Source organism: Massilia sp. YIM B02769, from assembly GCF_030411995.1.
Lineage (GTDB): Bacteria > Pseudomonadota > Gammaproteobacteria > Burkholderiales > Burkholderiaceae_D > Telluria.
Genome location: NZ_JASNRC010000007.1, coordinates 294971 through 318273, shown reverse-complemented (window position 1 = coordinate 318273; position 23303 = coordinate 294971). Strand labels below are relative to the sequence as shown.

The 23303-nt window shown below is 65.7% G+C and carries 24 protein-coding genes; 13 read left to right on the top strand and 11 right to left on the bottom strand.

Annotated features, from left to right (window positions below):
• Window positions 1-4: 4 nt before the first annotated feature.
• Window positions 5-1087, bottom strand: a complete 1083-nt coding sequence (locus QPK31_RS26240) for a PAS domain-containing protein (protein ID WP_290423485.1) — start codon at window positions 1085-1087, stop codon at window positions 5-7.
• Window positions 1088-1388: 301 nt separating this feature from the next.
• Here QPK31_RS26240 and QPK31_RS13690 point away from each other — a divergent pair, with 301 nt between their 5' ends.
• Entirely contained in the window at window positions 1389-2222 is an 834-nt protein-coding gene (locus tag QPK31_RS13690; RefSeq protein ID WP_290423484.1) for a phytanoyl-CoA dioxygenase family protein, read from the top strand.
• Between the two features lie 45 nt (window positions 2223-2267).
• On the opposite strand, the gene QPK31_RS13685 is transcribed toward QPK31_RS13690, so the two are convergent.
• The 5 genes from QPK31_RS13685 to QPK31_RS13665 all read right to left on the bottom strand — a co-directional run bounded on the left by QPK31_RS13685 (window position 2268) and on the right by QPK31_RS13665 (window position 4468).
• A complete protein-coding gene (locus QPK31_RS13685; RefSeq protein ID WP_290423483.1) occupies window positions 2268-2924 on the bottom strand; it encodes a hypothetical protein in 657 nt (218 codons plus the stop codon).
• A gap of 293 nt (window positions 2925-3217) precedes the next feature.
• Complete coding sequence (locus QPK31_RS13680) at window positions 3218-3481, bottom strand: hypothetical protein (RefSeq protein ID WP_290423482.1); 264 nt, start codon at window positions 3479-3481, stop codon at window positions 3218-3220.
• Between the two features lie 68 nt (window positions 3482-3549).
• Window positions 3550-3819, bottom strand: coding sequence for a DUF5985 family protein (locus QPK31_RS13675; protein WP_290423481.1), 270 nt, complete (start codon window positions 3817-3819; stop codon window positions 3550-3552).
• 1 nt (window position 3820) lies between these two features.
• Complete coding sequence (locus tag QPK31_RS13670; protein ID WP_290423480.1) at window positions 3821-4078, bottom strand: DUF5985 family protein; 258 nt, start codon at window positions 4076-4078, stop codon at window positions 3821-3823.
• Window positions 4079-4468: a hypothetical protein gene (locus tag QPK31_RS13665; RefSeq protein WP_290423479.1), complete on the bottom strand. Its 390-nt coding sequence runs from the start codon at window positions 4466-4468 to the stop codon at window positions 4079-4081.
• A 188-nt stretch (window positions 4469-4656) separates the two neighbouring features.
• Between QPK31_RS13665 and QPK31_RS13660 the strand changes: the two genes are divergently transcribed.
• The 4 genes from QPK31_RS13660 (at window position 4657) to QPK31_RS13645 (ending at window position 8486) form a co-directional block, all read left to right on the top strand.
• Complete coding sequence (locus QPK31_RS13660; RefSeq protein WP_290423478.1) at window positions 4657-5475, top strand: DNA/RNA non-specific endonuclease; 819 nt, start codon at window positions 4657-4659, stop codon at window positions 5473-5475.
• Window positions 5476-5487: 12 nt separating this feature from the next.
• A complete protein-coding gene (locus QPK31_RS13655; RefSeq protein WP_290423477.1) occupies window positions 5488-5760 on the top strand; it encodes a hypothetical protein in 273 nt (90 codons plus the stop codon).
• Between the two features lie 298 nt (window positions 5761-6058).
• The gene (locus QPK31_RS13650) at window positions 6059-6445 is read left to right on the top strand and encodes a YsnF/AvaK domain-containing protein (RefSeq protein WP_290423476.1); all 387 of its coding nucleotides are present in this window, start codon (window positions 6059-6061) and stop codon (window positions 6443-6445) included.
• 22 nt (window positions 6446-6467) lie between these two features.
• Entirely contained in the window at window positions 6468-8486 is a 2019-nt protein-coding gene (locus QPK31_RS13645; RefSeq protein WP_290423475.1) for a YsnF/AvaK domain-containing protein, read from the top strand.
• 151 nt (window positions 8487-8637) lie between these two features.
• On the opposite strand, the gene QPK31_RS13640 is transcribed toward QPK31_RS13645, so the two are convergent.
• From QPK31_RS13640 to QPK31_RS13630, 3 genes are all read right to left on the bottom strand, one after another.
• Entirely contained in the window at window positions 8638-11496 is a 2859-nt protein-coding gene (locus QPK31_RS13640; RefSeq protein ID WP_290423474.1) for a pitrilysin family protein, read from the bottom strand.
• Between the two features lie 98 nt (window positions 11497-11594).
• The gene (locus QPK31_RS13635) at window positions 11595-12524 is read right to left on the bottom strand and encodes a diguanylate cyclase (RefSeq protein ID WP_374045809.1); all 930 of its coding nucleotides are present in this window, start codon (window positions 12522-12524) and stop codon (window positions 11595-11597) included.
• Window positions 12525-12738: 214 nt separating this feature from the next.
• The gene (locus QPK31_RS13630) at window positions 12739-13656 is read right to left on the bottom strand and encodes a sensor histidine kinase (RefSeq protein ID WP_290423472.1); all 918 of its coding nucleotides are present in this window, start codon (window positions 13654-13656) and stop codon (window positions 12739-12741) included.
• Window positions 13657-13844: 188 nt separating this feature from the next.
• Here QPK31_RS13630 and queE point away from each other — a divergent pair, with 188 nt between their 5' ends.
• The 8 genes from queE (at window position 13845) to nadC (ending at window position 21358) form a co-directional block, all read left to right on the top strand.
• Window positions 13845-14480, top strand: coding sequence for a 7-carboxy-7-deazaguanine synthase (gene queE / locus QPK31_RS13625; RefSeq protein ID WP_290423471.1), 636 nt, complete (start codon window positions 13845-13847; stop codon window positions 14478-14480).
• Window positions 14481-14483: 3 nt separating this feature from the next.
• Window positions 14484-14930 (top strand): 6-carboxytetrahydropterin synthase QueD, encoded by a 447-nt coding sequence (gene queD / locus QPK31_RS13620; protein ID WP_290423470.1) that lies wholly within the window; start codon window positions 14484-14486, stop codon window positions 14928-14930.
• A gap of 121 nt (window positions 14931-15051) precedes the next feature.
• Entirely contained in the window at window positions 15052-15504 is a 453-nt protein-coding gene (gene tadA, locus QPK31_RS13615) for a tRNA adenosine(34) deaminase TadA (RefSeq protein ID WP_290423512.1), read from the top strand.
• 199 nt (window positions 15505-15703) lie between these two features.
• The gene (locus QPK31_RS13610) at window positions 15704-16642 is read left to right on the top strand and encodes an alpha/beta fold hydrolase (protein WP_290423469.1); all 939 of its coding nucleotides are present in this window, start codon (window positions 15704-15706) and stop codon (window positions 16640-16642) included.
• Window positions 16639-17556: a muramoyltetrapeptide carboxypeptidase gene (ldcA, locus tag QPK31_RS13605; protein ID WP_290423468.1), complete on the top strand. Its 918-nt coding sequence runs from the start codon at window positions 16639-16641 to the stop codon at window positions 17554-17556. The genes QPK31_RS13610 and ldcA overlap by 4 nt, the downstream gene beginning before the upstream one ends.
• Window positions 17557-17678: 122 nt before the next feature.
• Window positions 17679-19280: an ABC-F family ATPase gene (locus tag QPK31_RS13600; RefSeq protein ID WP_290423467.1), complete on the top strand. Its 1602-nt coding sequence runs from the start codon at window positions 17679-17681 to the stop codon at window positions 19278-19280.
• Between the two features lie 84 nt (window positions 19281-19364).
• On the top strand, window positions 19365-20495 hold the full coding sequence (gene nadA, locus QPK31_RS13595; protein ID WP_290423466.1) for a quinolinate synthase NadA: 1131 nt from the start codon (window positions 19365-19367) through the stop codon (window positions 20493-20495).
• Window positions 20492-21358, top strand: coding sequence for a carboxylating nicotinate-nucleotide diphosphorylase (gene nadC / locus QPK31_RS13590; RefSeq protein ID WP_290423465.1), 867 nt, complete (start codon window positions 20492-20494; stop codon window positions 21356-21358). The genes nadA and nadC overlap by 4 nt, the downstream gene beginning before the upstream one ends.
• Window positions 21359-21497: 139 nt before the next feature.
• Here nadC and QPK31_RS13585 read toward each other — a convergent pair whose 3' ends face one another.
• On the bottom strand, window positions 21498-22352 hold the full coding sequence (locus QPK31_RS13585; RefSeq protein ID WP_290423464.1) for an NAD-dependent protein deacetylase: 855 nt from the start codon (window positions 22350-22352) through the stop codon (window positions 21498-21500).
• 43 nt (window positions 22353-22395) lie between these two features.
• A complete protein-coding gene (locus tag QPK31_RS13580; RefSeq protein ID WP_290423463.1) occupies window positions 22396-23298 on the bottom strand; it encodes a DMT family transporter in 903 nt (300 codons plus the stop codon).
• Window positions 23299-23303 lie beyond the last annotated feature (5 nt).

The following is a 23303-nucleotide window of genomic DNA, read 5'->3' as shown; positions in this document are numbered from 1 at the left end:
CGAATCAGCGGCCCAGGGCGCGCGCCTCGTTGACGAAGCGCGCCGGCTCGCCGCTGACGACCACACGCCCGAAGATGTCGAACCAGTGCTGCTCGTGCTCGGGCGCCAGTTCGCGCATGCGCCGTCCCGCCGCGTCCTGCAACCCGGTCTGGCCGTCGAAGGCGGGATTGGTTTCGACGAAGCGGTAGTCGCAAGGCTGTCCGGCTTCGTCGAACAGCACCTCGATCAGGCACATCGCCTCGTCCATCGCGTTGAACAGGGTGCGGTAGCGCTCCTCGCTGGCGCGCAGCTCGGCTTCCGCCTCGAACTGGCGGGTGGCGTCGATCACCACGCCGCTTACCGCGTACGGGATGCCGTCCTCGCCGGCGGCGATCTGGCCGCGCGCGATGACCCAGCGCCAGCGTCCTTCCGGCGCGCGCACGCGGAAGGTGGCGTCGTAGGGAGCGCCGCTGCGCAAGGCGCCTTCCAGGCGGGCGCGGGTGGCGGCCAGGTCGTCGGGGTGCACTGCCGCCAGGTAGGCGGCCATCGGCGCGTCCTGCGGCAGCACGCCGCCGAACATGGCGGCCAGGCGGGCGTCGCCGCGCACCCGGTCGGCGCCGACATCCCATTCCCAGACCGCCAGGTTGGCGGCGGCCAGGATGGATTCCAGGCGTTCGCTGGCCTGGCCGAGGGCTCGCTCGGCACGGCCCCGTTCGGACGCGGTGCGGAAGGCATCGAGGTAGAAGCGCGCCTTGGCAGCCAGGATGGTCGGCGAGACCGGGTCGTTCAGCACGGCGATGGCGCCGGCTTCGTAGACCTGTTCGAGCGGAAGAGGGGGTGTGGGCGGCAGGTCCAGGGCCACCACCGGGGTGTGGCTGGAGCGGCGGTTGGCGCGCATCAGGCCCACCGTCTGCAGCAGGCCCGGGCCGTCGCCGGCGTAGCCGACCAGGACCAAGGCGAAGTCGGTGGCGTGCGCCAGGTCCAGTCCTTCGTGCGCGGACCGGGCCCGCATCACCGATTGACCGAGCTGGGCCCCGGCCTGGTTCACCACCGGATCGAGCCTGTCCGATTCGCAGACGAAGAGGATCAGGCTGGCGGGCGCGTTCACCGGCCGGCCTCGGGCAGCGGCATGCGTGGGACGGCGGCGGGCGCGGATGCGGGTTGGAACGGACTCATGTATGGGCAGCCGGGTTTTGTTGTCCTTGGTATAAGAATGTAAAAGTGGTGCGCGAGAATGTCAATCTTTTGCTCGGCAGTTCGGGGGCACGGCTGCACCGGCTGGCCTGTGACATTGTTTCCACAGGTGAATCCGAAAAGCGTGCCGGTGCTTCGCCGGTGCGGTGTTTGGGCGTAGCATGGGCGCATGCCCGGGAGCGCGAAGGGCAGGGCACAGACAAGGAGACAGCAACATGCAAGACGCAGCACAGCAGCCGGATTCCCATGACGTCGCCACCATCATGGGCGGCCTGTACGGGGACGGCATCATCGCCTGCAAGGGCGCCTTCGACCGCGCCTGGGTGGCACGCCTGGGCCAGGACATCGCGACCCTGTTCGAGGAGGCGCGGCGCCGGCCGGGCGGGGCACTCGAGCGCGGCCCCAACCGCTATTACGTCGAGGCGCATCCGGAGCGCATTTCCGGCTTCGCCGACATCATCGGCCACCCCTGGGTGGTGGCGGTCTGCCGCGCGGTGCTGGGCCCGGACTACCGCGTGGTCGAAGCCGGCTTCGACATTCCCGGCCCGGGCGCACTGCACCAGCCCTGGCACCGCGACTTCGCCTCGCCCGAGGCGACGCTGAAGGGCCGCCTGAATTCGCTCGCCTTCAACATCACCACGGTGGACGTGGAAGAGGACATGGGCCCGTTCGAGATCGCGATCGGCACCCAGTGGGACGACCTGGGCGGCGGCGACCCGATGTTCCCGCCGCGCGAGAACTGGCCGCGCTACGAGGCGCGCGCCCAGCGCAAGCTGCCGCGCATGGGCGACATCTCGGCGCGCTCGGCGCTGACCATCCACCGCGGCACGGCGAATCAATCGGACCGCTCGCGCCCGGTGTTCGTGCTCGGCGTGGACGCGCCGGACGCGCGCAACGCCGACAAGCACGATTTGCAGCTGACGCGCGCCTACTACGACAGCCTGGCGCCGGAACTGCGCGAGCACATCACCTGCCGCGTGGTGGACAGCCTGGAGAACATCGTGCAGGCGCATACCATCGAGGGCCTGCGCATGGGCGTGACGACGTAGGGAGGCGATGCGCTCGCCAGCGAGGTCCGAGACCGGGATGGTTCGTCAGCAGCCTGCGTGCGGGGTTACCGTGGAACCGGGCGCGCCGCGCGCGCATGATGGGCTTTTGGCAGAGAACAAGTCGCGCTCCGAGACCCAACCACGGGTACGTCGATTTTCTGGGCCAACATATTCAGCCCTGACCCAACCATCGCGTGTTTCAAAGACCCGTAGAGCATCACCGGTAACGAGATACGCCTTGCGTGGCTTGGCCCGCGACGGATCGTCATGAAAATATGCCTTCTTCGCTGCGATAATCCTGACCGCCTCCCAGCTGCCGCGCTCGGTGAGCGCGAATGTCGACGGGTCCGATGCGAAGCGCTGGACGTTCCAGCAACCGCCATGCTCCTCGTCGAGCGTCAGGCGAACTGCTGGTTTTCGGTCGGAAGTCACCGGCTCAATGACGCCACGGATGACCGCTTGTGGATCGCGGTCGCCTGGAAACCAGGTGTTCACGCGGTCAGCTGAACCTGCGGCTTTGCCGCTGACAAAGAAGATGCAGCTGAACTGGCCTCTTCCTGTGGAACGCTCGAAGTAACCCGTCAAGTAACCGTTTCGGTCGACGCCAACGAGGAACACGCCATAGTCTCCCGATACCATCTCCGCCGCCAGACAGGGCCAGGCCGCCAATGTCATCAGCCAGACCAGAAGTCGTTTATGCACGGGTGTCCTTTCAACAAGCCGGAGTCAACCTGCCTGGAAGTAGGGCCGGACCGCTTCGATTTGCCCCGCAGCCAGGTCCTCCCACACCAGGACTGCCGACTCTTGAGGAAGCGCCTTGACCTCTTTCATTGGGCATAATTCGGCTTCGTAATTCTGGTCGGCCCACTCTTCCAAACGCCAATTGCGCTATTTATCTGCGCACTAGTTATCGAGCACGGACAGCGCTAAGAAAAAAGCCCGCACGGCTCGCACCGCGCAGGCTTTCTCCTGCTGTTGTCACTCTTCAGTCAATCTCAGGGCTTGCCCTGGTCCTCGCTGTCCGGCTCGGTACTCACCGTGTCCGGCAGCGATTCGGTGACGCTGCCCGGCAGTTGGCCCACGCGGCGGGTATCGTCCGACGCCATGTCCAGGTTCACTTCCTCGGCCACCTCGAAACGGCCGTCCTCGGCGCCTTCTTCGCCCGGCAGCAGGTTTTCCGAACGGTTGTATTCGTCGGTACCCGGCTGCGCGGTCTGCTGCTTGTCTTGCGGTTTGGCTTGCTGCTCTGGTGTCGTCATGTGTCCTCCATATTCGCATTGAAGATCATGACTGCATTATCACGCAGGCCAGCCGCGTCAGGCGCACGCTACTTGCGCGCCCTGGTCTTCGGCAGGTTCTTTTCCAGGATCGCCCACAGGATCAGCCCATAGGCCAGCAGGCGGATCAGGTAGTGCAGGGGCGAGTCCTCGCCGCCGGCGTCGTGCAAGGCCGAATACAGGCGATGCACCCCTTCGATGAAAAAGGAGAGGGCGAAATACAGGAAGAAGCGGTCGCCGGAATCGCGCCAGAAGCGCAGGAAGAACAGGGCGATGACGATCGAGCCCATGGTGATGGCGCCGGTGAAGAGTTCGGTCATGTCATTCCTTCTCGTAGATCAGCCCGTACAGCAACAGGGCGATGGCGACCAGGGCGCTGATCAGCCGCGCCGGCAAGAAATTGATATCGGGGAAGACGATCTTGTCGAGCAAGAGGAACAGATTGTTCAAGGTCATCACCGCAAAGCAGGACCCGCTCCAGAACAGCAGCCGGTAGCGCGTGCGCCGGTAACTGGCGAACAGCAGCCAGGCGCAGGCGAGCGACGTCAGGATGCACAGGATGTAGATCGTTTCCGCCACTTACGAATCCTTTCGCAGTTTGAAGGCGTCGGCGAATTGTTGCGCCTTGCGGTCGAGGGAAGAGTGAATCAGATGGGTGACGTCCACCAGGTGCCTGGCATACAGCTCGGCCAGGTCATCGATGCGTTCGCCCAGCTGCGGCGAGCCGGGCCGGTACTGGTAGCAGCCCGGGGCGTCGGCGCAGGGCGCGACCATGCCGGCGCGGCACAAGTCTTCCAGCAGGGTGTGGGCGGTACGCTCGCGCACGTAGAGACGCTGGGCCAGCGTGTCGCTGTGCCATTGCTGCGCCGGATCGGCGCGCAACAGCAGCAGCGCTTCGAGGAAGGGTACGGACGGAATGCTAGTGAGCACAAAGCGCCGCAGGTCCTCCGGAATCGGGGCCTTTTCCATTGACGGTGATTTGTTTCCGTTACGGAATGTTATCAAAAGAGCGCGTATTCTAGAGGATTCCCTTAGACAATGCACAATCAATCGTGCGCCACGTCAGAGTCGTTGTCCTGAAACTGTGCCATGCAGGGCGGGTGAGGGCGGATGTGTCGGCTACAATGCGGGCTCGTTACATTCTTTCAACCGAGCACATGTTTCACAGAATCTTCACTGCGGTGGCGCTGTCTGCCGCACTCATCGCACCAGGCGCGGCGGGCGCCGCCGGCGCCAGCACCGGCTGTCCCTCGCATTACGTCGACGGCCGCGCGCCCGAGATCCGCAACCCCAAGCTGGCGAATGCCACCCGCGAACTCTGCTACGGCGTATTCGGCGTGATGCACTCCGGGATCACCCGCACGCCGCTGTGGTCGGCGGAAAACCTGCGCGCCGAAAACGTCGCGGCCGCCCAGGGCATGAAGCGCGACAACGACTTCCACGCCGAGTCGCGCCTGCCGCGCAACCAGCGCGCCGAACTGTCGGACTATGCGCGCAGCGGCTTCGACCGCGGCCACCTGGCGCCGAACGGCGACATGCCGGACAAGCGCAGCCAGCGCGAAAGCTTCACACTCGCCAACATGGTGCCGCAGGACGGCGACCACAACCGCCATATCTGGGCGCCGATCGAGGGCGAAGTGCGCAAGATGGCGAAGAAGGAAGGGCAGCTGTACGTGATCACCGGGCCGGCCTTCCTCGGGAATAACCTGCGCAAGGTCGGCAACGTGCTGGTGCCGAGCCACCTGTACAAGGTGGTCTACAGCCCGCGCCAAAAGATGGCCGCGGCCTGGTTCACCGAGAACCGCGCGCATGCCGACATCCAGGTGATCCCGGTGGCCGAACTGGAACGCATCGTCGGCATCGAATTCCTGCCCTCGCTCAGCCAGCAGCAGAAGGAACGCATGCTGCGCCTGCCGAAGATCAAGCAGAAGAAGCAGAAACAGGACCGCGATTTCTGGTCGACCTCGATCAAATAAACAGGAGCTCTCATGACTGCAAAGAAAAAGACCAGTGAAAAAACCCTCGTCCCCTTCGCCAACGAAGCCGACGTGCTGCACATCGGCGACCTGATGGTCGAGAACCGTCTCGACCGCATCACGCTCTCGGGCGACGTCGACCTGACCCTGGACCAGCCGGGCCTGGCACTGGCGCGGCGCCTGCACGCGCTGCTGGGCGACATCGTCGGCAAGATGGAAGCGCAGGAACTACCGGCGCAACTGCCGCCGCCGGACGTGCAGCAGGTCGAGAATCCGTTTAATTAAGCTTCTGTTAAGTTTCGCTCACGCGGACTGCACCCCTTCGCGCCGGCACGTGCGCTGCCGGCGCCGACCTGCCGGCCCTCGCCGGCACGCGCCAGAGCGCCTTTACCTACAGGCTTCCTGCGTTTCCACCGGCTTTTTCCCCGCTCGTTTTACTGCCCAAAAACCTCATCCATTTACTGGGGTCAATGGTGCGCTAGGCCCCGACAGTTTGGAGTAACCTGATCTGGTCTCGCGTCAGCGACCAAACGGAGCCGATTCAATGGCAGGTAACACGTCAGACCCAGCAGGACAGGATCTGTTGACGATCCCGGTCGTCGCGGAACAGCTCGCGGTCGGCACCCGTACGGTCGACACCGGGCGCGGCGTCCGCATTCACAAGACCGTGATCGAGCAGCCGGTCACCATCGACGAGCGCCTCGGGCGCGACGAGGTGGAGATCACGCATGTCGCGGTCGACCGCATCGTCGCGCCTGATGAGGCGCCCACCACCCGCTACGAAGGCGACACGATGATCGTGCCGATTCTCGAGGAAGTGCTGGTGGTCGAGCGCCGCGTGCGCATCAAGGAAGAGCTCCACATCACCCGGACCCGCCGCGAGGAGCGGCACCAGGAGTCGGTCGTGCTGAAGGCCGAACAGGTCAGCATCGAGCGCTTCGACGAGTCCGGGTCCCCGCCAACGAAGTGACCCTATAACTGGAGGAATGATCATGCAACATACCCTGATTGCTGTCTTCGACAACCACAACGACGCGGTGAGCGCCAAGAACGAACTGCTGTCCTCGGGCTTCTCGGAGTCCGACGTGCGCCTCTCGCACGGCAACGAAGATCCGGCCATGGCCTCGAAGGGCGTGACCCCGGCCGGCTCCATGACCGACACGAGCGTCACCCGTACCGACGACGAGCCGGGCATCGGCACCAGTATCAAGAACTTCTTCAGCGACATCTTCGGCGCCGACAGCGACGAGCACCACGCCAAGTACTCGAACGCCGTGGCCCAGGGCAACCACGTGCTGACGGTGAACACCGACAGCGAGCCGGAAGTCGAGCGCGCCGCCGACATCGTCGAGCGCTACGGCCCGGTCGACATCGACGAACAGTCGGAAAAATGGGCCAGCGGCGCCGGCCTGGGCGGCGGCATGGGCGACATGAATTCGCCGGGCGCCGGCGTGATGGGCGTGGGCGCGGGCGGCCTGCAGCAGTCGCAATCGATGTCGCTGCAGTCGGACAACGACCGCCTGCCGCTGAACCAGCAATCGCTGAACGACCCGAACCCGATGGGCACCACCTACCAGGAACCGATGTCCTCGCATGACCAGCTGAGCGCCGGCAGCTACGGCACCGGCAGCGGCAACCTGCAGACCAGCATGGGTTCGAGCAATCCGTCGGCCGGCTCGGATGCGATGAAGGCGTCGTCGGGTTCGTCCTCGCTGTCCGGTTCGTCCTCGTCGCTGCAAGGCTCGTCGCTGGAAGGCTCGGCCAAATCGACCGCCAGCATGCAGGATGCGTCCCTGACCGGCTCCTCGCTGAGCGGCTCGTCCTCGTCTTCGCTGAGCGGCTCGCAGCAGCGCGATACGAATACCGCCGCGATTCCCGTGGTGCAGGAACAGCTGAAGGTCGGCAAGCGTGAAGTCCAGCGCGGCGGCGTGCGCGTGTTCTCGCGTGTCGTCGAAACCCCGGTCAACGAATCGATCGGCCTGCGCGAAGAGCACGTGAACGTCCAGCGCCGCCCGGTCAACGAACCGATCAGCACCACCGACAGCTCGGCCTTCAAGGAGCAGTCGATCGAGATGCGCGAAACGGCCGAGGAAGCCGTGGTCGAGAAATCGGCGCGCGTGGTCGAGGAAGTCACGATCAACAAGGAAGTTTCTCAACGCCAGCAGCAGATCAACGACACGGTGCGCCACACCGAAGTCGAAGTCGAGCAGCTGGGCGCCGGCTCGGCCCGTTCGAGCATGATGAGCGACGACGATTACTACCGCAACCACTTCACCAGCAACTACGGCAGCACCGGCGATTCGTACGACGACTACGCGCCGGCCTACAGCTATGGCTCGGAAATGGCGCGCAACGGGAAGTACAGCGGCCGCCAGTGGGACGACGTCGAAACCGATTTGTCGAGCGACTGGGCAACCCGCGCCGGCAACAAGGCCGGCTCGACCTGGGCCAAGATGAAGGCCGCCGTCAAGCACGGCTGGGATCGCATGACGAACGACGATGACGATTCCTACTACCGCAACCACTATGCCAGCAGCTACGGCGCCTCGGGCGACTCCTACGACAGCTACAAGCCGGCCTACAGCTACGGCTCGGACATGCGCCGCGACCAGAAGTACAGCGGCCGCCAGTGGGACGACGCCGAATCCGACCTGCGCAGCGATTGGGACAGCCGCTACCCGAGCGACAACGGCGTCTCGACCTGGGACAAGACCAAGGCCGCCGTCAAGCATGGCTGGGATCGCATGACGAACGACGACGACGATTCCTACTACCGCAACCACTACAACGCCACCTACAGCACCACCGGCGACGACTTCGACACCTACCAACCGGCCTACAGCTACGGTTCGGAAATGCGCAAGAGCGAGATGTACCGCAACCGCCCATGGGACGACGTCGAGCCTGACCTGCGCAGCAGCTGGGACGCACGCTACCCGAACAACGGCGTGTCGACCTGGGACAAGATGAAGGCGGCCGTGCGTCATGGCTGGGACCGCATGACGTCGTAATCGCGTTCGCTGCCGGGCCGGTCGCTACCGTGCCGGTCCGGTGTTAACGAAGAAGGGCGCCCTAGGGCGCCCTTTGTCTTGGCACAACCGCAGCCGGCTGGGTTAAGCACAGCTAACCCTTGTCCGGCTTCGTTAAGCTGCGCTTAACTGATTACTCCGCGAACGCCTGCGCCGCCGGGGTGATCTTCACGTTCCCGGCTTTGATGCCGAGCTTCATGTTGCCGATTACCTGGTCTTCGTCGAGCACGGCCTGCGGCTTGGCCGCATCGTACTTGATCGGCGAGAAGGCATCCGACACCAGCGCCTCTTTCAGACCGGCCGCATCCTTGGTGATCACGACCACCGACAGGTTCTTCGCCGACAGGTGCTTCCTGATCGCCGCATTCACGTCGGCCGCCGTCAGCTTCGACAGGCCGTCACGCATCATCTGCGTGAATTCCGGCGTGTTGTACCACTGCGAATCGAGGGCGTAGCCGAGGCGCTGGTCCTGGGTCGCGGTCATCACGAACACGTTCTTCATCAGGTAGCCGCGGGTGGTCTCGAAGTCGTCCTGCGAAATGCCATTGTCGACCATCTTGCCCAGTTCCGACAGCGCCAGGCGCAGCGTGAAGTGGGCATTCTGCGGCGCCACCGGACGGATCCAGACCTCGAACAACTGCGCCTTGCGGCCGAGGTTAGGACGCGGGAAGAAGCCGTACATACCGCCCGGGAAGGCTTCGATGTAGGCATAGTCGCCGTAGTTCAGGCCGCGCAGTTCGCGGATCTGCTGGTACAGGTGGGCGCTCGAGGCGCGGTGTTCGCCCAGCCAGGTCTTGGCCAGCCACAGGGCCGGGAAGTCCGGGTGCGAACGCGTCACCGCCAAAGGCAGGCCGAACGAAATCGCGGTGGCGCGGGTGTTCTTCTCGATGATCTCGACTTCCAGTCCCTGCGGCTTGCGGCCCTGCGGCACAGGCGTTGCCGGCAAGCCGGCGCCCTGCGGCAGGCGCGCCAGGGCGGTCTTCAGCCCGGCGGTCATGGCGTCGCTGACGTCGCCCGAGATGCCGACGCGCACCGCGCCCCCGGTGTAGGCCTGCTTGTAGAAAGCCTTGACGTCGTCGAGCGTGATTGCGTCGATGCCTTTCACCGTACCGAGTACCGGATGGCCGTAGCCAGTGCCGGCGAACACATTGGCCTGCAGGCGTTCCTTGCCAAACTCTTCCTCGTTGTTGTCCTTCAGGTCGAGCAGCAGGGCATTCTTCTGCGCGTCCTTCAGGCGGCGGAAGTCTTCCTCGCGGAAGCCCGGCTCGATCAGCTGCGGCAGGGCGATGTCCAGGAATTCGTTCCATTTATCCTTGTGGATCGAGCCGCTGAAGGTGGTCATTTCCTTATCCACCTGGTCCGAGAAGCTGCCGGCCAGCGGGAACAGCGACTTGGTGATCTCGTCGATCTTGCGCTCGCGCGAACCGGCTTCCGAGACCATGGCTGCGGTCAGCGCCGCCAGGCCTTCCTTGCCTTTCGGGTCGTGCGCCGAACCTGCCGCGAACAGCAGCTTGAAGCGCACCTGCGGCAGGGCCGACTTTTGCACCAGCACGTCGAACTTCGCATCCGAAGCCTTGGGCGCCAGGCTGGCCAGCTTCGGCAATGCCTCGATGCCGGCGGGCAGGGCGTCGTGGGCCAGGGTGGTGATCACCATGCTGTCGTCGACCAGGTACTTGCGCGCAGCCGCCTGCAGGTCGGCCGGGCTCAAGCTGTCGACCACGCGGTAATAGCGGTTCAGGGTGCCGAAGGAACGGTTGAAGTGGACGTAGGAGGCCAGCGTGGCGGCGATCTGCTCGGTGTTGTCGAGCGAGCGGATCAAGCCATACTTGTTTGCCGACTTCGCGTCCGCCAGTTCCTTCTCGGTAACCGGGGTGTCGCGCAGCTGGGCGATGGTCTGCAGGATGGCGTCGCGCACGTACAGCGCGTCGGCCGGCTTTTTCACGCGGGCGCCGATGGTGGCCAGCGAAGGGTCGACGCGGTTCGGCGTGTAGTCGAACAATTGATCGACCTTTTGCTCGTCCTGCACCAGGCGCTTGTACAGCGGCGAAGTGGAGCCGAAGGAAAGCGACAGCAGCATGGCCAGCGCGGCCTGGTCCTTTTGCGTATCCGAGAAGGCCGGGGCGCGGAAGGCGACCGTCACCAGCGGCAGGGTCGGGGTTGGCCACGGCACGTGGCGATACAGGGCGCCTTTTGCGGCGGGTTCGGCCGGCACCGGCGCGTTGTAGCTGCCTTTCTGCCATTTGGCCCAATATTTCTCGACCATGGCGATCGCCTTCTGCGGCTCGACGTCGCCGGCGACGATGATGGTGGTGCGTTCCGGACGGTACCAGCGGTCGAAGAAGACCTTCGAGTATTCGTACTGGTTCGGCATGTCCTCGATGTCCTTCAGGAAGCCCATCGTGGTGTGTTTATACGTGTGGGTGGTGAAGGCGGCGTCGCGCTGCACCTCGAACAGCTTCTGCATCGGGTTCGCGCTGTTCTTGTTGTATTCGCCCAGCACGGCGCGCGATTCGGTCTTGAAGGCTTCGATCGGATAGGACAGGTGCTGGAAGCGGTCGGCTTCCACCTTCAGCACGGTTTCCAGGTCTTCCTTGGCGAAGGTGGTGTAGTAGTTCGTCAGGTCGTCGCTGGTGTAGGCGTTCTGGCGCGCGCCGGCCCTGGTGATGACTTCCTGGTATTTCTCGGGCGGGTAAGCCTTCGTCCCGCGGAACATCATGTGCTCGAAGAAGTGGGCGAAGCCCGACTTGCCCGGCTCGACTTCGTTGCGCGAACCGGTTTGCACCGGGATCGTCACCGACACCAGGTTCGGGAAGCCGGTCGGCACCACGATCACCTTCAGGCCGTTGGCCAGGGTCTTTTCGGTGGCCTTGAAGGGCAGGACGTCGTTGCCGGCCGCATTATTCGTGACAGGTTTGGCCGGGGCCGCCTGCGCGGGCAGCGTGCATACCGGAGCGGACAGCGCGAGCAGCGCCATCGGGAAGAGTTTCGACACAGGATCTCCTTGGGAAAAAATCTGGCACGAAGCATAAGATATTCCCCAGGGAATGAACAGCTTTACAAGGTATGCATGCCAGCCCGGTTCAGCCCCGTTCAGCCCGGTTCGGCCAGCGGCAGGCTGATGCGGTTGCGGCCAAGGTGCTTGGCGCGGTACAGGGCGGCGTCGGCAATCGCGACCAGCTGGCTGGCATCGTTCTCAAGCCCGGCAATCGCGGTGGCGGCGCCGATCGAGACCGTCACATGCTGGGTCGGCGCCTGGCCGTTTGCCGCGTACAGGGGCACGCGCAGGTGCTCGACGCGGCGCCGGATGCGCTCGGCGACAATCGCCGCGCCCTTCAGCGACTGGTTCGGCAGGATCACGGCGAATTCCTCGCCGCCATAGCGCGCCACCAGGTCGTTGGCGCGCATTTCGCTGGCGACCGCGGTGGCGATCCGCTTCAGGCATTCGTCGCCGCCGAGGTGGCCGTGGGCATCGTTATAAGCCTTGAAATTGTCGACGTCGACCATCAGCAGCGACAGCGGCTGGTGCTGGCGCAGGGCGCGCTGCCATTCGGCGTTCAGGGTATCGTCGAAGCAGCGGCGGTTCGCCAGGCCGGTCAGGCCGTCGCGGGTTGCGAGCTTTTCCAGCGCCATCTGCGCCATCTTTTCCTCGGTCAGGTCGCGCAGCGATTCGACCACGGCCGTCACGTGGCCGTGCTGGTCGAAGAGGGCGCTGGCGTCGGCGGCCAGGTAGCGCCGCTTGCCGGCGCGCGGCATGTCGCACCAGGTTTCGACCGACAAATGCGAGCTTGCCACTTGCGGCTTGCCGTGGCGCGGGTAGATGTGGCGGATCTCGTCGGTGCGATTCTGCAGCACCAGGTCGGCCAGGGTAGGGCGCGGATGGTCGTAGAAGCAGCGCCAGTGGTGATCGGTACCGACGATTTCTTCGGCGGGCACGCCGGTCAGGCGCTCGCAGGCACGGTTCCAGATCAGGACATGGGCATTGCTGTCGAGGACGAACACCGGGATCGCCAGGGTTTCCATCAACTGGTGGGCGAAACCGAGGTCCTTGCCGTGCGCGACGATTCCGGGTGTCGCGTCGAGCGAGCGCTGCATGCTTGTGCTGGTCATCAGGCGGCCTTCAAAGTCGGTTGAGAAGTGTCCCTTGAGCAATCTATTGATCGCTGACAAGGACCGATTCTGCTACCGCTGGCCTCCGACGCTATTGACGTACAGCAATACTCACAGGCTTGACTTCTCAGCCCGGGACCACCCCACCCATTCCGGATAGCGCGATCGCCATCCGGGTGCCGCCGCCCGGCAGCGCTTCGGTACGCAGGGCGCCGCCGCCGCTTTTCACCCGCTCGCGCAGGGCGGCGAGGCCGCAATCGCAGTCGCCGGCCGTGTCGCCGTCGTCCTCGATGCACAGGCTCAGGCGGCTGGCGTTGCGGCTGAGCTGGACGCGGACCCGGGTGGCGCGGCCGGCACGCGCGATGTTCGCCAGCGCTTCCTGCAGCGACCGGTAGAGCAGGGCGTCGCCTTCGCGTTCGCCGGCCGGTGCGTCAATCTCGGGCTGCAGGTCGAAGCGGTGGCCGATGCCGTGCAGGCGGCTGAAGTCGGCCAGCTGGCGCGCCATCGCGTCGCCCAGGCTTTCGCCGGCCGCCAGCGGACGCAGCTCGCCGGCCAGCACCCGGAGCGAGCGCAGCGCCAGGTCGACGGTGACGATCATGGCGCTGGTCTTTTGGTGGGTGGCGGGGTGGATACCGGCGCTTGCCACCTGCAGCAGCGACATTTCCGCGCGCAAGGCGACCAGCACTTGCCCGACTTCGTCGTCGATGTCGCGTGCGATGCGCCTGCGTTCGCCTTCGCGCACGCCTTCCTGCTGGCGCACCAGGCGGGTCAGCACGGCCTGGGTGTCCTGCAACGAGCCTTCCGCCACCTGGCGCGCCTTCTGCTCCAGGCACAGGCGGGCGGACAGCTCGCGCGCGCGGTCGTCGAGATCGATCCCGCGCCGCAGCAGCAGGCAGAGCGCACCGGCGGCGCCCAGCAGCCAGATCAGGGCGGTGACGGTCGAGGACGGAAAGGCGCTGCCCGGGATGCCCGCGCCGGCCACGCAGGCGCCCAGGATCATCAGGGCAGGGAGGTAGCCGGCTGGTCGGAGAAGCGGAGTCTTCATGGCGATCCTTCTTACGGGTTATCAGAACTTTCCGGCACTCAAGTTACCGCTTGTCGCAGGCGGGGTCCTTGTGGGTCATCAAAGTCCGTGCCGTATGGCAATAGCCACACTCCGGCGGCCGGAAAGGGGGAGGGGTCGGCAAGCGGGGTGGCGGGCGGTTATAATGGCCGGTTGACGAGAGGCTTACTGTGACTTACAGCATCAAAGAGATTTTCTACACCTTGCAGGGCGAAGGCGCCCATGCCGGGCGGCCGGCCGTGTTCTGCCGCTTCTCCGGCTGCAACCTGTGGACCGGGCGCGAAGCGGACCGGGCCACCTCGATCTGCCAGTTCTGCGACACCGATTTCGTCGGCACCGACGGCGAACGCGGCGGCAAGTTCCGCGACGCCGCCAGCCTGGCCGCCGAGATCGACGGCCTGTGGCCGGCCACCTATGCGCCGAGCAAGTACGTGGTCTTCACCGGCGGCGAACCGCTGCTGCAGCTGGACACGGCCCTGATCGAGGCCATGCATGCGCGCGGCTTCACGATCGCCATCGAGACCAACGGCACGCTGCCGGTCCCGGCCGGCGTCGACTGGATCTGCGTCAGCCCCAAGATGGGCTCGACGCTGGTGGTCGAGAAGGGCAATGAAATCAAGGTCGTGATTCCGCAGGCGAACCAGGACCTGGCCGCCTACGAGCACCTGGATTTCGAGAACTTCTTCGTGCAGCCGATGGATGGCCCGCTGGCCGCGCACAACACGCGCCTGGCGATCGAGACCTGCCGCCGCAACCCGAAGTGGAAGCTCAGCCTCCAGACCCATAAACTTTTGCAGATTCCCTGACTGATGCTTACCATTACCCGCAAGCTCGAATTCGATGCCGGCCACCGGATTCCCGACCACAAAAGCCAGTGCCGCAACCTGCACGGCCACCGCTACACCCTGGAAATCACGCTGATCGGCGAAGTCATCCAGGCTGAAGGCAATTCCGACAACGGCATGATCATGGATTTCTCCGACATCAAGGCCCTGGCCAAGGAACACCTGGTCGACGTCTGGGACCATGCCTTCCTCGTGTACGAAAAGGATGACAAGGTGCGCGCCTTCCTCGCCAGCCTGCCGGACCACAAGACCGTCGTGATCGATCGCATCCCGACCGTCGAGAACCTGGCGCAGGTGGCTTTTGGTATCCTGAAGGCCGCCTACACCGACCGTTTCGGCACCGGCCTGCGCCTGCACAAGCTGGTACTGCACGAAACCCCGAACTGCTGGGCAGAGATTACCGATGCCTGATGTCGCACAAGCCGCGCTCCAGCCTTTCGCCTCTGAGCTTGGCGGGGCAGGGGCGGCGCAACCCGACGTACCGCAGGCCGACTGCACGCATCCCGACTTCACGCATCCCGACTTTACCTTCATGCGCCTGGCGCTGGACCAGGCCGAGCGTGCCCGCCTCGAAGGCGAGGTGCCGGTCGGCGCCGTGGTCGTCAAGGATGGCGAAGTGGTGGCGGTCGGCTACAACCAGCCGATCGGGCGCCACGACCCGACCGCGCACGCGGAGATCGTCGCCCTGCGCGCCGCCGCCGAGAAGCTCGGTAACTACCGGCTTCCGGGCTGCGAGCTGTACGTGACGCTGGAACCTTGCGCCATGTGTTCGGGCGCCATGATGCATGCGCGCCTGGCGCGCATCGTGTACGCCGCGCGCGACCCGAAGACCGGCGTCTGCGGCTCGGTGCTCGACTTGTTCTCGCATGACGTGCTGAACCACCACACCGAAGTGGTCGGCGGCGTTCTGGCCGACGACGCCAGCACCATGCTGAAAAGCTTCTTTGCCGAACGCCGCGCCGCTGCCCGCAAAGTTGTGACCTGAGCGCCACGGGCGTGTGGCGCGGCTACCGCAGCCACGCCATGCACCCGGCGCACGCTTGCCCCTGAGCGCCGCCGCCGCGCTGAAAATGCTATGCTGGTTTTCGCACTGCCGACAGGCAGTCCAGGAGACCAGCCGTGTTTTGCCCGAACCCATTCAACCCACGCACAAGCCGGCACTGTCGTACGCCGGCCCAGCCGCCATGCCGACGCTGAGCGCCAACGGCATCCGCATTGCCTTCGACACCGCCGGCGACGCCAAGTCCACGCCGGTGCTGTTGCTGCACGGCCTGGGCATGCAGCTCACCAATTGGCCCGACGAATTCGTCGACGGCCTGGTCGAACTGGGTTTCTACGTCATCCGCTTCGACAACCGCGACAGCGGCCTGTCCACCAAATTCGACCGCGCCGGCAAGCCCAACCCCGTCTGGAGCTGGATCAAGCACGCCTTGGCGGCCCGCCTGGGCCTGCCGTTCAAGCCGCCTTACGGCCTGGACGACATGGCCGAGGATGCGCTCGGCGTCCTCAGCGCGCTCGGCATCGCGCGCGCCCACCTGGTCGGGGTCTCGATGGGCGGCATGGTGGCCCAGATCCTGGCGGCGCGCCATCCGCAGCGCGTGCTCAGCCTCACCGCCATCATGTCGAGCAGCGGGCGGCGCGGGCTGCCCGGACCGACCCCGAGCGCGCGCCATGCGCTGCTGTCGCGGCCGGCCGACACCCGCGACGTCGAAGCGCTGATCGACCATGCGGTGGCGGTGCAGCAAGCCATCGGCAGCCCGGCCTATCCGACGCCGGAAAAGCAGCTGCGCCGGCGCGCCGCCCGTTCGCTGCGGCGCTGCTATTGCCCGGCCGGGGTCACGCGCCAGATGCTGGCCATCACCGGCGCCGCCGACCGCTCCGCGCTGCTGCACACGATCGCCGCGCCGACCCTGGTAATCCACGGCGCCCGCGACCCGCTGGTGCCGCTGGCCTGCGCCGAAGACCTGGCGGCCCAGGTGCCGGGGGCGCGCCTGGAGGTCATCGAAGGCATGGGCCACGACCTGCCGGCCCAGCTGAACGAGCGGATGCTTGCCTTGATCGACGCCCATGCGCGCGGTAAGATGGCTTTCGACTTAACACCGCGCCTCTTCGTCAAACAGTGATCACTTCCCAACTCGGCATCGCGATCGTCGCGCCCGCCGGCCACACGCACGACCTCGACGCCGTCGCCCGCGGCATCGCCCGCCTCGAAGCCCACGGCTGCCTGGTCCACAATTACTACGATCCCGAGGCGGTGCACCTGCGCTTCGGCGGCACCGACGAAGCGCGCCTGGCCCAGCTGTATGCGGCGGCCGACAACCCGGACGTGCAGGTCGTGATGGCGCTGCGCGGCGGCTATGGCATGACGCGCCTGCTGCCGCAGATCGATTTCGAGCGCCTGGCGCGCAGCGGCAAGTTGTTCGTCGGCTTTTCCGATATCACGGCCCTGCACATGGGCCTGTATGCCAGGACCGGCGCGCTCAGCTATGCCGGGCCGATGCTGGCGGGCGACTTCGGCGCGCTTGAACCGGTCGACTTCACGCTCGACCAGTTCTGGTCCTGCCTGGCGGGGCCGACGCACACGATTACCGAGCAGGCTTGCGGCAACCCTGCGCTGGACGTGAGCGGCACCATCTGGGGCGGCAACCTGGCGATGCTAGCCTCGCTGGTCGGCACCGATTATTTCCCACGCATCGACGGCGGCATTTTGTACCTGGAAGATATTGCCGAGCACCCGTTCCGGGTGGAGCGCATGCTGCTGCAGCTGATGCAGGCCGGGGTGCTGGCAGGGCAGCGGGCCGTGCTGCTGGGCGACTTCTCCGGCTACAAGCTGGGGCCGATGGACAACGGCTACGATTTCGACGCCATGCTGGCCCACCTGCGCGCCACCTTGCCGCTGCCGGTGCTGACCGGCCTGAGCTTCGGCCACGGCCCGCGCCGGGTGACGATACCCTTCGGCGCCCAGGCGCGCCTGGTGTCGGACGGCGAGGGCTTCAGCCTGCGGCTATCCGACTATCCAACGCTGCGTTGCGCCTGAAGCGCCGCGAGCGGCAACATTTCCTGAACGATCAACCTGTCCTTGCGCCGCAGCGCCCTCCAACCGGGCCTGCCGGTGGTAAAATAGCAGGTTAATCGCAAACTTCGCTAGAGGTCACACCAGTGCTCAGTACAGCCAATATCACCATGCAGTTCGGCTCCAAGCCGTTGTTCGAGAACATTTCCGTCAAGTTCGGCGAAGGCAACCGCTACGGCCTGATCGGCGCCAACGGTTGCGGCAAGTCGACCTTCATGAAGATCCTGGGCGGCGACCTGGAACCGTCGGCCGGCAACGTCAGCCTCGACCCGGGCGAGCGCCTGGGTAAACTGCGCCAGGACCAGTTCGCGTACGAAGACGTGCGCGTGCTCGACGTCGTCATGATGGGCCACACCGAACTGTGGAACGCCATCGCCGAGCGCGACGCCATCTACGCCAATCCGGAAGCCACCGACGACGACTACATGAAAGCCGCCGAGCTCGAAGGCAAGGTCGCCGAATACGACGGCTACTCGGCCGAAGCACGCGCCGGCGAACTGCTGCTCGGCCTGGAAATCGCCAGCGAGCTGCACCAGGGTCCGATGAGCGCCGTGGCGCCGGGCTGGAAGCTGCGCGTGCTGCTGGCCCAGGCCCTGTTCTCGAACCCGGACATCCTGCTGCTCGACGAACCGACCAACAACCTGGACATCAACACGATCCGCTGGCTGGAAGACGTGCTGAACCAGCGCAATTCGACGATGATCATCATTTCCCACGATCGTCACTTCCTGAACCAGGTCTGCACCCACATCGCCGACATGGACTACGGCACCCTGAAGGTGTATCCGGGTTCCTACGACGACTACATGCTGGCCTCGACCCAGGCGCGCAACCAGCAGCTGGCGAACAACGCCAAGGCGAAAGAGAAGGTCGCCGAGCTGCAGGACTTCGTGCGCCGCTTCTCGGCCAACAAGTCGAAAGCCCGCCAGGCTACCTCGCGCGCCAAGATGATCGACAAGATCAAGATCGAGGAATTCAAGCCTTCCTCGCGCGCCTATCCGTTCGTGCGCTTCGAAGGCGAAAAGAAACTGCACCGCCTGGCCGTCGAGACCGAGGGCCTGACCAAGGCCTACGACCGCACCCTGTTCAAGAACTTCTCCATCATGGTCGAAGCGGGCGAGCGCATCGCCATCATCGGCGCCAACGGCGCCGGCAAGACCACGCTGCTGCGCTGCATCGGCGGCAGCGCCATCACGGGTCTGGATGCCGACCATGGTCGCGTGAAGTGGGCCGAGAACGCCAACGTCGGCTACATGCCGCAGGATCCGACCGAGGAATTCCCGAAAGACGACATCCTCACCGACTGGATGGGCCGCTGGACGAAGGAGGGCGACGACGACCTGGCCGTGCGCTCGATCCTGGGCCGCCTGTTGTTCGGCGGCGACGAAGTCAAGAAATCGGTCAAGGTCCTGTCCGGTGGCGAAAAGGGCCGCATGATGTACGGTAAGCTGATGCTGGGCCGTCACAACGTGATGCTGCTCGACGAGCCGACCAACCACATGGACATGGAATCGATCGAGTCGCTGAACATCGCCCTCGACAAGTACGAAGGCACGCTGATCTTCGTCTCGCACGACCGCGAGTTCGTCTCCTCGCTGGCCACGCGCGTGCTCGAAGTGAAGGAAAACGAAGTCGTCGACTTCCGCGGCACCTACGAAGAGTACCTGACCAGCCAAGGCATCGATTAAGTAGGGTGGGTTCTCGAACCCACCGCTCCGACCGGCGCCGCATCATCCGGCGCCGGTTTTGTATTCATTGACGAATCTGCTGCGATGAACATCCCGATCAAAACCTTCGAATACGACCACCCGCAAGACGGCGCCGCCTGCACCGCCCACGCCTGGGCCAAGGTCCCCGCAACGCCATCGCCTGACGAAAAGACGGCACTCAAGGACCGCATCCGGCGCCTCTTGAAAGAGAAACAGGCGGTCCTGGTCGCCCACTATTACGTCGACCCCGACCTGCAGGACCTGGCCGAGGAAACCGGCGGCTGCGTCTCCGATTCCCTGGAAATGGCGCGCTTCGGCCGCGACCACCCGGCCAAGACCCTGGTCGTGGCCGGCGTGCGCTTCATGGGCGAGACCGCAAAGATCCTCAGCCCCGAGAAGACCATCCTGATGCCAGACCTGGACGCGACCTGCTCGCTCGACCTGGGCTGCCCGGCCGACGAATTCGCGGCTTTCTGCGACCAGCATCCGGACCGCACCGTGGTCGTCTACGCGAATACCAGCGCCGCCGTGAAGGCACGCGCCGACTGGATGGTGACCTCGTCGATCGGCCTCGACATCGTCAGGCACCTGCACGAGCAGGGCAAGAAGATCCTGTGGGCGCCTGACCGCCACCTGGGTTCCTACATCCAGAAGCAGACCGGCGCCGACATGCTGCTGTGGCAGGGCTCCTGCCTGGTGCACGACGAATTCAAGGGCATCGAACTCGATTTGCTGAAGATCGAGCACCCTGGCGCGAAAGTGCTGGTGCACCCCGAGTCCCCAAGCAACGTGGTGGCCCAGGCCGACGTGGTCGGTTCGACCACCCAGCTGATCACCGCCGCGCAAACAATGGACGCCACCACCTTCATCGTCGCCACCGACAACGGCATCCTGCACAAGATGCGCATGGCCGCGCCGGGCAAGACCTTCATCGAAGCCCCGACCGCCGGCAACAGCGCCACCTGCAAAAGCTGCGCGCACTGCCCGTGGATGGCGATGAACGGCCTGAAGAACCTGGCCGACGTGCTCGAATCCGGCGCGAACGAGGTCTTCGTCGACCCGGTCATCGGCAAGGAAGCCGTGCGCGCCATCGACCGCATGCTCGATTTCGCCGCCGCCAAGAAGACGAAGGCGCTGCCAAGCGGCGCGCTCGAACAGAACACCACGCTTTTCTCGGGAGTAGGCCCAGCATGACGACCCTGCGTAATCCGCATTCCCAGTTCGACGACAAGCTGCAAGCCGCCTTCGAACAGAACATCCTCGCTGCGCTGCTGGAAGACGTCGGCAGCGGCGACCTGACCGGCATGCTGGTCCCGCTCCAACCCCGCGTGCAGGCGCGCGTCATCGTGCGCGAAGCCGCGGTGCTTTGCGGCGCGCCCTGGTTCGAAGGAGTGATGCTGGCCATCGACCAGGATACCGAGATCGAGTGGCAGTATGCCGAGGGCGACCTGATGGCGGCCGATTCCGTCGTCTGCACCATCGCGGCTTCGCCGCGTTCGCTGCTGACGGCCGAACGCGCAGCGCTGAACTTCATGCAGCTGCTGTCGGGCGTGGCCAGCGCCACCCGCACCTACGTCGACGTGATCCAGGGTACGAACGCCGCCATCCTCGACACCCGCAAGACCTTGCCGGGCCTGCGCCAGGCGCAGAAATACGCGGTGCGCGTCGGCGGCGGCCAGAACCAGCGCATGGCCCTGTACGACGGCATCCTGATCAAGGAAAACCACATCGCGGCGGCCGGCGGCGTGACCCGCGCGCTGGAGAATGCGGCGGCCCTGGACGCCGGCGTCACGGTGCAGATCGAAGTCGAGACCATCGCCCAGCTCGAGGAAGCGCTGGCGGCCGGCGTCACCTCGGTCCTGCTCGACAACTTCGACCTGGACATGATGCGCGAAGCGGTAAAAGTCAACGCCGGCCGCGCACTGCTCGAAGCCTCGGGCGGCATCAACATGGGCACCGTGCGCGCCATCGCCGAAACCGGCGTCGACCGCATCTCGATCGGCAGCCTGACGAAGGACGTCCGCGCGACGGACTACTCCCTGCGCATCGTCGGGTAGGGTGGGTACTCGTACCCACCGGGTATGCACCGTGGCGGTCCGTAGGGTGGACCGGGCCGCGCAAGGCACCTGTGTCCACGCGGAACAGCACCACCGCGCCACCGGCCGCTGTCCGGCACCCGCAACGTCTGCGTTCCGATCACCCCAGCAGGCGCGCCACCTGCGGCAGCAGCAGCTCCGCCGAGTCCTCGATTTTCATGGAGAGCAAATGGTCGGCCCGGGTGCGCCCGAGATTCACGGCGGCGATCGGCTTTCCTGCTTCGGCCGCCATGCGGCAAAAGCGAAAGCCCGAGAACACCATCAGCGAGGACCCCACCACCAACAAGGCGTCGGCCGCCTCCATCAGCGCCAGCGCCTGGGCCGTGCGCGCCGCCGGCACGTTATCGCCGAAGAACACCACGTCCGGCATCAGGGTGCCGCCGCAGTGCGGGCAGAAGGGCAGGTGGAAGTCGCCGAGGGATTCGGGTTCGATCTGGGCGTCGCCGTCCGGCAGCGGCACCGCCATCGCCCCCATCAAATGCGGATTCGCGTCTTCCAGCATGCGCTGCACCGCTGCGCGCGGCAGCAGGCGGCGGCAATCCAGGCACACCACGGTGTGGATGTTCCCGTGCAGTTCGAGCACGGCGCGGCTGCCGGCCTGCTGGTGCAGGCCGTCGACGTTCTGGGTCAGCACCGGGCCGATGCGGCCGGCGCCCTCCAGCGCGGCCAGGGCCCCGTGCCCGGCATTCGGACGCGCCCGCGCCAGGGTCGGCCAGCCGACCATGCTGCGCGCCCAGTAGCGCCGGCGCACGGCTTCCAGCTTGCGAAATTCCGGCCCCTGGATCGGCTGGCGTCCGCGGCGCACGCCGTCGCGGTCGCGGTAGTCGGGAATGCCCGAGGCGGTCGAGAGGCCGGCGCCGGTCAGCACCAGGGTGGTCGGATGGCGCGCCAGGAACGCGGCCAGCATCTCCGCAAAGACCTCGGCCTGCCCGGTGATCGTGAATCCTTCAGACATCGCAATGCATCCTCCTGTCAGCAAGGATGCTAGCACCACTGGGTCAGCGCTGGCGCGCAGACACCGCGATCCCGCCGACGATCAGCATGAAGGCCAGCGCATGGTAGAAGTGCGGCGCCTCGCCCAGGAAGGCGGACGACAGCAGCGCCGTGAACAGCGGCGTCAGGTTAATGAAGAAGGCGCCCAGGGTCGGCCCGGCGCGCTGCACGCCGGCGCCCCAGCAGCGCATGGCGACGATCGCCGGCCCGATCGCCACGTACAGCAGCGCGGCCGCGACCGTCGGGCTCCAGGCGACATCGACGTCCTGGACCGACCACTCGATGCCGGACAGCGCCGCGCACCACAGCACGCCGTAACCGACCTGCATCAGCAGGAAGGCGGCCCAGTCGGCGCGGATGCCCGGCACGTCGCGCTGCTGCATCAAGAGCCAGCTGTAGAAGGACCAGGCGATCGTCGCCAGGATCATGTACAGGTCGCCCGTCACCAGGCGCAGCCCGGCCAGTTGCTGGACATCGCCCCGGCACAGCACCACCAGCACGCCGACGATCGACAGCACGGCGCCCACGATCTGGCGCGGCTTGACCGGCACCTTGAAGAACAGGCGCCCGACCAGCAGCATCCAGACCGGCAGGCCGGAAGCGACCAGGGTCACGTTGATCGGCGTCGAGCTTTGCAGGGCCAGGTATTGCAGCGAGTTGTAAAGACCGATGCCGAACAGGCCCAGCAGGCTGTAGCGGCGCCAGTTGGCCAGGATGCCGCTGCCTTCTCGAAGCGCCGCGCGTCCCAGCGGAACCAGCACCAGCAGCGCGATGCTCCAGCGCAGCAGGTTCAGGGTCATCGGCGGCACGGCGTCGCGCACCAGGCGCCCGACGATGGCATTGCCGGCCCAGAGCACGGGCGGCACGGTCAGGAGCAGGGCGGTGGAGACGCTGAGCTTGCGGTTCATGCGGC

Excerpts from the sequence above, each read along its gene's own strand:
- QPK31_RS13645 (WP_290423475.1), top strand. The coding sequence starts at position 6,468 with ATGCAACATACCCTGATTGCTGTCTTCGACAACCACAACGACGCGGTG.
- nadC (WP_290423465.1), top strand. The coding sequence starts at position 20,492 with ATGACGACCCTGCGTAATCCGCATTCCCAGTTCGACGACAAGCTGCAA.
- QPK31_RS13675 (WP_290423481.1), bottom strand. The coding sequence starts at position 3,819 with ATGACCGAACTCTTCACCGGCGCCATCACCATGGGCTCGATCGTCATC.
- queD (WP_290423470.1), top strand. The coding sequence starts at position 14,484 with ATGCTTACCATTACCCGCAAGCTCGAATTCGATGCCGGCCACCGGATT.
- QPK31_RS13690 (WP_290423484.1), top strand. The coding sequence starts at position 1,389 with ATGCAAGACGCAGCACAGCAGCCGGATTCCCATGACGTCGCCACCATC.
- QPK31_RS13655 (WP_290423477.1), top strand. The coding sequence starts at position 5,488 with ATGACTGCAAAGAAAAAGACCAGTGAAAAAACCCTCGTCCCCTTCGCC.
- QPK31_RS13585 (WP_290423464.1), bottom strand. The coding sequence starts at position 22,352 with ATGTCTGAAGGATTCACGATCACCGGGCAGGCCGAGGTCTTTGCGGAG.
- QPK31_RS13630 (WP_290423472.1), bottom strand. The coding sequence starts at position 13,656 with ATGAAGACTCCGCTTCTCCGACCAGCCGGCTACCTCCCTGCCCTGATG.
- QPK31_RS13680 (WP_290423482.1), bottom strand. The coding sequence starts at position 3,481 with ATGACGACACCAGAGCAGCAAGCCAAACCGCAAGACAAGCAGCAGACC.
- QPK31_RS13580 (WP_290423463.1), bottom strand. The coding sequence starts at position 23,298 with ATGAACCGCAAGCTCAGCGTCTCCACCGCCCTGCTCCTGACCGTGCCG.
- nadA (WP_290423466.1), top strand. The coding sequence starts at position 19,365 with ATGAACATCCCGATCAAAACCTTCGAATACGACCACCCGCAAGACGGC.
- tadA (WP_290423512.1), top strand. The coding sequence starts at position 15,052 with ATGCGCCTGGCGCTGGACCAGGCCGAGCGTGCCCGCCTCGAAGGCGAG.
- QPK31_RS13610 (WP_290423469.1), top strand. The coding sequence starts at position 15,704 with ATGCCGACGCTGAGCGCCAACGGCATCCGCATTGCCTTCGACACCGCC.
- QPK31_RS13660 (WP_290423478.1), top strand. The coding sequence starts at position 4,657 with ATGTTTCACAGAATCTTCACTGCGGTGGCGCTGTCTGCCGCACTCATC.
- QPK31_RS13665 (WP_290423479.1), bottom strand. The coding sequence starts at position 4,468 with ATGGAAAAGGCCCCGATTCCGGAGGACCTGCGGCGCTTTGTGCTCACT.
- QPK31_RS13635 (WP_374045809.1), bottom strand. The coding sequence starts at position 12,524 with ATGGAAACCCTGGCGATCCCGGTGTTCGTCCTCGACAGCAATGCCCAT.